The organism is Pseudomonas sp. (assembly GCF_026224925.1).
GTDB lineage: Bacteria > Pseudomonadota > Gammaproteobacteria > Pseudomonadales > Pseudomonadaceae > Aquipseudomonas.
Genome location: NZ_JAMFRV010000158.1, coordinates 1 through 7,753, shown reverse-complemented (window position 1 = coordinate 7,753; position 7,753 = coordinate 1). Strand labels below are relative to the sequence as shown.

Annotated in this window: 9 protein-coding genes and 1 pseudogene; 8 read left to right on the top strand and 2 right to left on the bottom strand. The window is 57.1% G+C overall.

Translation table 11 applies throughout. From position 1 onward, the window contains the following. From M0974_RS06780 to M0974_RS06770, 3 genes and pseudogenes are all read left to right on the top strand, one after another. Window positions 1-93 (top strand): annotated as a pseudogene (locus tag M0974_RS06780) (flavin reductase); the annotation flags it as partial. A gap of 180 nt (window positions 94-273) precedes the next feature. Beyond that, window positions 274-1,026 carry a GntR family transcriptional regulator gene (locus M0974_RS06775; RefSeq protein ID WP_297834385.1) on the top strand — a complete coding sequence of 251 codons (753 nt, stop codon included), beginning with the start codon at window positions 274-276 and terminating at the stop codon, window positions 1,024-1,026. A 2-nt stretch (window positions 1,027-1,028) separates the two neighbouring features. Next, window positions 1,029-1,592: an NUDIX hydrolase gene (locus tag M0974_RS06770; RefSeq protein ID WP_297834383.1), complete on the top strand. Its 564-nt coding sequence runs from the start codon at window positions 1,029-1,031 to the stop codon at window positions 1,590-1,592. An 8-nt stretch (window positions 1,593-1,600) separates the two neighbouring features. Here M0974_RS06770 and M0974_RS06765 read toward each other — a convergent pair whose 3' ends face one another. Further along, window positions 1,601-1,897 carry a DUF1330 domain-containing protein gene (locus M0974_RS06765; RefSeq protein WP_297834381.1) on the bottom strand — a complete coding sequence of 99 codons (297 nt, stop codon included), beginning with the start codon at window positions 1,895-1,897 and terminating at the stop codon, window positions 1,601-1,603. An 85-nt stretch (window positions 1,898-1,982) separates the two neighbouring features. Between M0974_RS06765 and ribBA the strand changes: the two genes are divergently transcribed. The 5 genes from ribBA (at window position 1,983) to M0974_RS06740 (ending at window position 7,319) form a co-directional block, all read left to right on the top strand. After that, a complete protein-coding gene (gene ribBA / locus M0974_RS06760) occupies window positions 1,983-3,092 on the top strand; it encodes a bifunctional 3,4-dihydroxy-2-butanone-4-phosphate synthase/GTP cyclohydrolase II (protein ID WP_297834378.1) in 1,110 nt (369 codons plus the stop codon). A 273-nt stretch (window positions 3,093-3,365) separates the two neighbouring features. Then, a complete protein-coding gene (locus M0974_RS06755; RefSeq protein WP_297834376.1) occupies window positions 3,366-4,391 on the top strand; it encodes a polyamine ABC transporter substrate-binding protein in 1,026 nt (341 codons plus the stop codon). Next, entirely contained in the window at window positions 4,376-5,332 is a 957-nt protein-coding gene (locus M0974_RS06750) for an ABC transporter permease (protein ID WP_297834373.1), read from the top strand. Before M0974_RS06755 ends, M0974_RS06750 begins: the two co-directional genes overlap by 16 nt. A 5-nt stretch (window positions 5,333-5,337) precedes the next feature. Further along, window positions 5,338-6,147, top strand: coding sequence for an ABC transporter permease (locus M0974_RS06745; RefSeq protein WP_297834371.1), 810 nt, complete (start codon window positions 5,338-5,340; stop codon window positions 6,145-6,147). A gap of 17 nt (window positions 6,148-6,164) precedes the next feature. After that, on the top strand, window positions 6,165-7,319 hold the full coding sequence (locus tag M0974_RS06740; RefSeq protein WP_297834368.1) for an ABC transporter ATP-binding protein: 1,155 nt from the start codon (window positions 6,165-6,167) through the stop codon (window positions 7,317-7,319). A gap of 62 nt (window positions 7,320-7,381) precedes the next feature. On the opposite strand, the gene M0974_RS06735 is transcribed toward M0974_RS06740, so the two are convergent. Continuing rightward, a partial coding sequence (locus tag M0974_RS06735; RefSeq protein ID WP_297834365.1) for a GGDEF domain-containing protein occupies window positions 7,382-7,753 on the bottom strand: 372 nt, incomplete at its 5' end.

Genomic DNA, 7,753 nt, shown 5'->3' with positions numbered 1-7,753 from the left:
GGCGCGGTTAAAAACCTGATTTTGCCCGAACAAACAGTAAAACCAATGATATATCACCGCGGCAAACTCGGGCCGTTACCCGTTCTGGGCTGAGGGTCATGGCACGGGCGGTGTGGGCTTATCGCTGAATGAAACCGCATGATAAACTTCGGCATTCGCCGACGCCGCCGCCGAGGCTTCCAGCAACCCCTGGCTGTATGAAATGACCGGAACCGCAGATCCTTTGATCGACGTGTTCTTTCTGCATGGACAGCCACACTCAGAGCGGACCCGATGAAACGCTTGCCACTTGACGACAGCTTTAAGGTCAATCGCAACCCCATTACCCTGCGCGAGATCGTGCTGGATAAACTGCGAAACGCCATCATGAACTTCCAGTTGTTGCCGGGAGACCGTCTGGTCGAGCGAGACCTCTGTGAGCGCCTGGGCGTCAGCCGCACTTCGGTTCGCGAAGCCTTGCGCCACCTGGAGTCCGAAGGTCTGGTGGAATTCGCAGACGCCAAAGGCCCTAGCGTCGCGATCATCACCCTGGAAGATGCCTGCGATATCTATGAACTGCGTTGTGTGCTCGAAGGCTTGATCGTGCAACTGTTCACCCTGCGCGCCAAGGCCAAGGACATTCGTGCTCTGGAGAAAGCCCTGGAAGAAAACCGCAAAGCGCTGCAAGACGGCGAGTTGCAGCAGGTGCTGGAATCAGTACAAGGCTTCTATGACGTGCTGCTGGAAGGTTCCGGCAACCACGTGGCGGCGACACAGCTGCGTCAGTTGCAGGCCCGCATCAGCTATTTGCGCGCCACCTCTGTGTCCCAGACCAATCGACGCAGCGTCAGCAACGAGGAAATGGAACGTATCGTTGCGGCGATCAAAAGCGGCGACCCGCTGGCTGCGCACCAAGCCTCGGTTGATCATGTGCGGGCAGCTGCCAAAGTCGCGCTGGACTACCTCAAGCTAAAGCAGAACGAGACCGGAAAAGTCCGTGAAATCGTTGCGCCCATCATGTTGAAAGAACCCCGCATAGGTCGCTAACCATGCCCACTCCACGCTTCTGCCCGCAATGCGGCAGTGGTGACCTCCGTCACCAGCTTCCGCCCGGCGACACGCATGAGCGTTTGATGTGCCAATGTTGTGCCTACATTCATTACGTCAATCCGAAGATCATTGCCGGCTGCATCATTGAGCAGGACGGCAAGTACTTATTGTGCCAGCGTGCGATCCCGCCACGCCCCGGCACTTGGACACTGCCCGCGGGTTTTCTCGAAAGCGGTGAAACCACCGAAGACGGCGCGGTGCGCGAAGTCTGGGAAGAAACCGGGGTCCGTGCAGAAATTGTCTCGCCCTACTCGATTTTCAGCGTGCCGCAGATCAGCGAGGTGTACATCATCTTCCGTGCGGTAGCCCTGGAGATGACTGGCCAGTATGGCCCGGAAACCCTCGATTGCCGCTTCTTTGCCCCCGAAGATATCCCGTGGGACAGCATCTATTACCCAGCCATTCGGCAGATTCTCGAACGCTATATCGAAGAGCGTCAGGCCGGAATTTATGGCATCTACATGGGTAACGATTTCAGCGGAAAAATCCATTTCATCCGCTGAGCTATTAGTCATTCAGCTTCATAACCTTCGACAATAATCACTTCCACCTGCGCTGCGCCCTGTCGGTATTGGCTAGCCTGCTGGTACTGCTCGGAGCGGTAGCATGCCTGCGCCTGGTCAAACGATTCGAACTCGATCACCACGCTGCGTTGCGGCGTCGCCCTGCCCTCCATCGCCTCCGAACGCCCGCCCCGTGCCAGCAATTTTCCGCCATACAGCGCGAACGCTGCGGGAGCCCGCTGGGTGTATTGGGCGTACTGCTGCGGATCAGTGACATCGACGTGTGCGATCCAATAAGCCTTCATAACAACCTCGATATTTCGTTTTAAGTTGTATTATGGTATACCAGATTAAAGGCACCGCTACCATTTTCAATCGGGAATCAGGGCTATGACGTTCAACAGCATCGAAGACATTATCGAAGATTACCGTCAAGGCAAAATGGTCTTGCTGGTAGACGATGAGGACCGGGAAAACGAAGGTGATCTGCTGCTGGCTGCGGATCGTTGCAGCGCGCATGCCATCAGCTTTATGGCGCGCGAGGCACGTGGCTTGATCTGCTTGACGTTGACCGATGAACATTGCCAGCGTCTCGGTTTGGAGCAGATGGTGCCCAGTAATGGCAGCGTGTTCAGCACTGCGTTCACGGTTTCGATTGAGGCAGCCACTGGAGTGACCACTGGCATTTCTGCAGCAGACCGCGCGCGGACGGTCGAAGCAGCAGTAGCCGCCAATAGCCGGGCCGAAGACCTGGTGCAGCCGGGGCATATATTCCCGCTGCGAGCCAAAGAAGGCGGCGTACTGACGCGCGCCGGGCATACCGAAGCCGGCTGTGATCTGGCGCGGTTGGCGGGCTTCACGCCGGCCTCGGTAATCGTCGAAGTGATGAATGACGACGGCACCATGGCGCGGCGCCCGGATCTAGAAGTATTCGCCGAACGGCACGGAATCAAAATCGGCACCATTGCCGATTTGATTCACTACCGGCTCAGCACCGAACGCACTATCGTGCGAATCGGCGAACGCGAGTTGCCCACCGTACACGGTACTTTTCGCCTGGTCAGCTACGAAGACTGCCTCGAAGGCGGCGTGCACATGGCGATGGTCATGGGTGAGATTCGTCATGATCAGCCGACTTTGGTGCGCGTCCACGTCATTGACCCCCTGCGGGATCTGGTAGGCGCCGAATACACAGGCCCCGCAAACTGGACGTTATGGGCAGCCCTGCAACGAGTCGCCGAAGAAGGCTGCGGCGTGGTGGTGGTATTGGCCAATCACGAGTCGTCCCAAGCCTTGCTGGAGCGCATTCCGTTTCTGACTCAACCGCCTCGGCAATACACACGCTCGCAATCACGCATCTATTCAGAAGTCGGCACCGGGGCACAGATTCTGCAAGACCTCGGCATCAACAAAGTTCGTCATTTGGGGCCGCCGCTGAAATACGCAGGGCTGACCGGTTATGACTTGGAAGTCGTGGAAAGTATTGCGTTTGTTGGCTAAATCAACGTAACGAAAAACACCACTTACCCCGTTTCCACCCAATAAATAGGCTCTTCCAAGACAATCGGTACGGCTAAACACTTGCAGAAAGCTTGGAATACCATAATATGATATTCCATAGACCGAATGACGTGCCAGGTGCGCCCGAATAGGGACATCACACACAACAACAGCCCCTGGCCCGGTCGATGCTCAAAGGCCCCAATGGACCTACTGCTCCCGATAGGCGGGTTGTAAAGCCCGCTCAAAAACACAACAAATGAGGGCGTGAATATGGTGTTGAATAAACGTGTAGCCGCAGTGCTCGCCGCCAGTGTATTGGCGGTGACCTGCAACGCGGCTATCGCCGCTGAGAGCGTTAACTTTGTCAGTTGGGGCGGCAGCACTCAGGACGCGCAAAAGCAAGCCTGGGCCGACCCGTTCAGCAAAGCTACCGGGATCAAAGTAGTTCAGGATGGCCCGACCGATTACGGCAAACTGAAAGCCATGGTCGATAGCGGCAACGTGCAATGGGACGTTGTGGACGTCGAGGCCGACTTCGCATTGCGAGCCGCCGCCGAAGGCTTGCTTGAGCCGCTTGATTTTTCAGTTATCCAGCGCGACAAAATCGACCCACGTTTCGTCTCCGACCATGGTGTTGGTTCGTTTTTCTTCTCCTTCGTTCTCGGCTACAACCAAAGCAAATTGGGCAGCAAGACACCTCAAGACTGGACAGCACTGTTCGATACCAAAACCTACCCTGGCAAACGCGCTCTGTATAAATGGCCAAGCCCTGGCGTGCTTGAACTCGCATTGCTGGCGGACGGTGTAGCCGCCGATAAGCTTTACCCGCTGGACCTGGACCGTGCGTTCAAGAAACTCGACACCATCAAGAAGGACATCGTCTGGTGGGGTGGCGGCGCGCAATCCCAGCAGTTATTGGCTTCCGGTGAAGCGAGCCTAGGTCAGTTTTGGAACGGCCGGATTCACGCCCTGCAAGAAGATGGCGCACCCGTCGGCGTAAGCTGGAAACAGAACCTGGTCATGGCCGACATTCTGGTCATCCCTAAAGGCTCGAAAAACAAAGACGCTGCCATGAAGTTCCTGGCCAGCGCCAGCAGCGCTAAAGGTCAGGCCGACTTCTCCAACCTGACCGCCTATGCACCGGTCAACGTCGACAGCGTGGCGCGTCTGGATTCGGTATTGGCACCGAACTTGCCAACTGCCTACGCTAAGGATCAGATCACTCTAGACTTCGCGTACTGGGCCAAAAACGGCCAAGCCATCGCGACACGGTGGAACGAATGGCTGCTCAAGTGAAAATGACCGCTGCAGCGTCCGGTCAATCCAAGTCGGTCGGGAGCGCCTCTGGCGCTGCCGATTCGGCTCCAGACAAGGCTGCGGTGATGAAGCGTTCTACTCCAATGGCACGACGTTGGCGCGGCGTGAGCAACCTGCTTCCCGCGTTATTGTTCCTTGGTCTGTTCTTCTTCGGCCCACTGATCAGCCTGTTGCTGCGGGGCGTGCTTGAACCCACTCCGGGTCTCGGCAATTACGCGGAATTGTTCGCCAACTCGGCGTACACCCGTGTGCTGCTCAACACCTTCTCAGTGGCGGGCCTGGTGACCGTGTTCAGCCTGCTGTTGGGCTTTCCGTTGGCGTGGGTCATCACCCTGGTCCCTCGGGGCTGGGGCCGTTGGATCCTCAACGTGGTGTTGCTGTCGATGTGGACCAGCCTATTGGCCCGGACTTATTCCTGGCTGGTATTGCTGCAAGCCTCGGGAGTGATCAACAAAGCGTTGATGGCCATGGGCATCATTGATCAACCACTGGAGATGGTGCACAACCTCACCGGCGTGGTGATCGGCATGAGCTACATCATGATTCCGTTCATCGTCCTGCCGCTGCAGGCGACCATGCAAGCGATTGACCCCATGGTGCTTCAAGCCGGCGCCATTTGCGGAGCGAGCCCGTGGAGCAACTTCTTCAAGGTGTTCCTGCCATTGTGCCGTCCAGGTTTGTTCTCTGGCGGGCTGATGGTATTCGTGATGTCCCTCGGGTACTACGTCACACCGGCCCTGCTGGGCGGCGCGCAAAACATGATGTTGCCGGAGTTCATCATTCAGCAGGTGCAGTCGTTCCTCAATTGGGGATTGGCGAGCGCAGGTGCGGCGCTGTTGATCCTGATCACCTTGGTGCTGTTCTACTTCTACCTGAAGCTGCAACCGGAATCTCCGGTCGGCTCCAGCAACGCGAGGTAAGCCACATGTTATTGACTGCCAACGCCATGAGCCGGCGCATGCGACTCGGCCTCTATTTGACCTCGGGCTTTATCGCGCTATTTTTGCTGCTGCCGATTGTTTTTATCGTGTTGCTGTCGTTTGGCTCCTCGCAGTGGTTGGTATTCCCGCCACCGGGCTGGACACTGAAGTGGTACGGACAGTTTTTTTCCAACCCGGACTGGATAGACGCCGCGTTCGCCAGCCTCAAAGTCGCGGTTCTCACCACCATTTTCGCCGTGGCGCTAGGTTTGCCAACCGCCTTTGCCTTGGTCCGCGGACGTTTTCGTGGCAGGGAGATGCTTTATGGTCTGTTTACCCTGCCGATGATCGTGCCCTTGGTGATCATCGCCGTGGCGGTGTACGCGTTGTTTCTCAAACTGGGCTACACCGGGACGATGTTTGCGTTCGTGGTCAGTCACGTGATCGTCGCGTTACCGTTCACGATTATTTCGATCATCAACTCGCTGAAGCTTTTCGATCAGTCCATTGAGGATGCTGCGGTAATTTGCGGCGCGTCACGCTTGCAAGCGGTGTTCAAGGTGACCTTCCCGGGAATCCGTCCAGGCATGGTTGCCGGTGCGCTGTTCGCCTTCCTTATTTCATGGGATGAAGTGGTGCTCAGCGTGATGATGGCCAGCCCTACCCTGCAAACCTTGCCCGTAAAAATGTGGACCACCCTGCGCCAAGACCTGACCCCAGTGATCGCCGTTGCGTCGACGTTGTTGATCGGCCTGTCGGTGCTGGTGATGGTTATCTCTGCCGCATTGCGTCGGCGCACCGAAACCAGCGCCTGAGCGCCTAGGAGTACGACATGAGTGCCGTGATCAAAGACCCCGCGCAACAGGACCATAAAACCTTGGTCAGCCTGCGCAACTTGAACAAGCACTACGGTGATTTTGCCGCCGTAGACAACATTTCACTGGATATCCAGAACGGCGAGTTCCTGACCTTTCTCGGCTCCAGCGGTTCTGGCAAAAGCACCACCTTATCGATGTTGGCCGGCTTCGAAACACCCAGCTCGGGAGAGATCCTGGTCAACGGCCAATCTCTGGTCAACGTACCGTCGCACAAGCGCGACATCGGTATGGTGTTCCAGCGCTACTCGCTGTTTCCGCACTTGTCTGTACGCGACAACATCGCGTTCCCGTTGGCGATCCGCAAACTGCCCAAGGCCGAACGTGAACGCCAGGTAGACGCCATGCTTAAGCTGGTGCAACTCAACGAGTTCGCCCATCGCCGCCCTTCGCAACTGTCCGGCGGACAGCAGCAACGGGTCGCGATTGCCAGGGCACTGGTTTACGAACCACGCATCCTATTGATGGACGAGCCCTTGGGCGCGCTGGATAAAAAACTTCGTGAAGACCTGCAAGATGAGCTGCGGCAATTGCACCGGCGGCTGGGTATTACCATCGTCTATGTGACCCATGACCAGGAAGAGGCCATGCGCCTGTCGCAGCGCATTGCGATTTTCAGCCACGGCAAGATTGTCGGTTTGGGCACCGGTTTTGACCTGTACCAGAATCCGCCAAACGCCTTTGTAGCCTCGTTCCTCGGCAACTCAAACTTTCTCAAACTCAAGGCTAAAGGCAACGCGGTGGGGTTGTTTGAGGCCCAACCGCTGTCGATTCGGCTGACCTCCGGCTTACAGGTCGATCAGGACTTGCTACTGATGGTGCGCCCAGAGAAAGCCCAGGCACTGAGTATCGACCAAGCGATCCGCGACCCCGCAGCGGCAGGCTGGAATGAAGTCCCGGCTACGGTGGTGGAAGTACTGTTTCTGGGCGAAAGCCAAACGTGCAGCGTCGTGACGCAAGGGGGAACAGCGATGACGGTGAAAGCACTTTCGGCGGCGGGCATGCCGCTGAAAACAGGCGACCCGGTACGCGTGCGCTGGGCCGCCGCCGACGCCTGCGTTTACACCCAATGGACCGAAAGCGACCTCAACAAGGCTGCTGGCGCTCATTGAATACGCTGCTACAAGACGTGATTCCAGCGTTTGCGTAACTGTTAGAGCAGGTCGCGAGAACACTACTCGCCAGCCAGTGCCCGCTTTTCGCGCTCGTAAGCCGAGACCCGATTACGACCGCTTTCTTTTGAGACATACAGCGCCTGGTCGGCCCGTTCGATCAGGTGCTTGTAGTCCGAAACAGGTTCACTTAAATCAGCCACACCGAGGCTGATGGTGCAGCGGATCGTTTTTCCATCATGCACCACCTCATTGGCCTCCACTGCTTTGCGCAGTCGCTCAGCGAAGGTTATTCCTCCAGCTAACGACGTTCCTGGCAATAGCACCGCGAACTCTTCTCCGCCATAACGTCCGGCAATATCGACGTCGCGGATGAGTTCGCGCACGGTATCGGACACACACTGGATCACCTTATCGCCGCTCTGCCCATCGCC